Consider the following 1,292-nt stretch of genomic DNA (forward strand, 5'->3'; position numbering starts at 1 on the left):
GTTTGTGATGTGACTGCGTGCCTTTTGAAGAATGAGCCTGCGAGTTATGGTGTGTGGCGAGGTTAACCCGTGTGGGGGAGCCGTAGCGAAAGCGAGTCTGAATAGGGCGTCTGAGTCGCATGCTGTAGACCCGAAGCGGAGTGATCTACGCATGGGCAGGTTGAAGCGTGGGTAAGACTGCGTGGAGGACCGAACCCACCAGGGTTGAAAACCTGGGGGATGACCTGTGTGTAGGGGTGAAAGGCCAATCAAACTCCGTGATAGCTGGTTCTCCCCGAAATGCATTTAGGTGCAGCGTTGCGTGGTGCTTGCCGGAGGTAGGGCTCTGGATGGCTGATGGGCCCGACAAGGTTACTGACGTCAGCCAAACTTCGAATGCCGGTAAGTGGAGCGTGGCAGTGAGACTGCGGGGGATAAGCTCCGTGGTCGAGAGGGAAACAGCCCAGATCACCGACTAAGGCCCCTAAGCGTGTGCTAAGTGGGAAAGGATGTGGAGTCGCAGTGACAACCAGGAGGTTGGCTTAGAAGCAGCCACCCTTGAAAGAGTGCGTAATAGCTCACTGGTCAAGTGATTCTGCGCCGACAATGTAGCGGGGCTCAAGTACACCGCCGAAGTCGTGGCACCGCCGAGTCTTTCGAGGTTCGGTGGTGGGTAGGGGAGCGTCGTGCGAACCGGTGAAGCCGCCGAGTGATCGTGTGGTGGAGGTCGTGCGAGTGAGAATGCAGGCATGAGTAGCGAGTCAGAAGTGAGAATCTTCTGCGCCGGATGACCAAGGGTTCCTGGGGCAGGTTCGTCCGCCCAGGGTAAGTCGGGACCTAAGGCGAGGCCGACAGGCGTAGTCGATGGACAACGGGTTGATATTCCCGTACCCGCTGTGATGCGCCCATATCGAATCCAGTGATACTAAGGGTCCTTAGCCCGGTTGGCTCTTCGGAGCCGGCGTCAGGGTGAACGCCTGGCCTGATCTGGTAGTAGGTAAACGATGGGGTGACGCAGGAAGGTAGCCCAGCCCGGGCGGTGGTTGTCCCGGGGTAAGCATGTAGGGCGAGAGATAGGCAAATCCGTCTCTCATTAAGCCTGAGGTGTGATGCCGAGCCGATTGTGGCGAAGTGGGTGATCCTATGCTGCCGAGAAAAGCCTCTAGTGAGTGTCGCGGCGGCCCGTACCCTAAACCGACTCAGGTGGTCAGGTAGAGAATACCAAGGCGGTCGGGTGAACTGTGGTTAAGGAACTCGGCAAATTGCCCCCGTAACTTCGGGAGAAGGGGGACCTTTACTGGTGATCAGACTAG

The 1,292-nt window shown here is 57.8% G+C and carries 1 rRNA gene (running past one end of the window); it reads left to right on the forward strand.

What is annotated here, in order from left to right:
- Positions 1–1,292, forward strand: a 23S ribosomal RNA gene (locus HHX41_RS39340) (its annotated part continues 1,263 nt past the right edge of the window); the annotation flags it as partial.

It is taken from the genome of Microbispora sp. H13382 (genome assembly GCF_014161445.1).
GTDB lineage: Bacteria > Actinomycetota > Actinomycetes > Streptosporangiales > Streptosporangiaceae > Microbispora.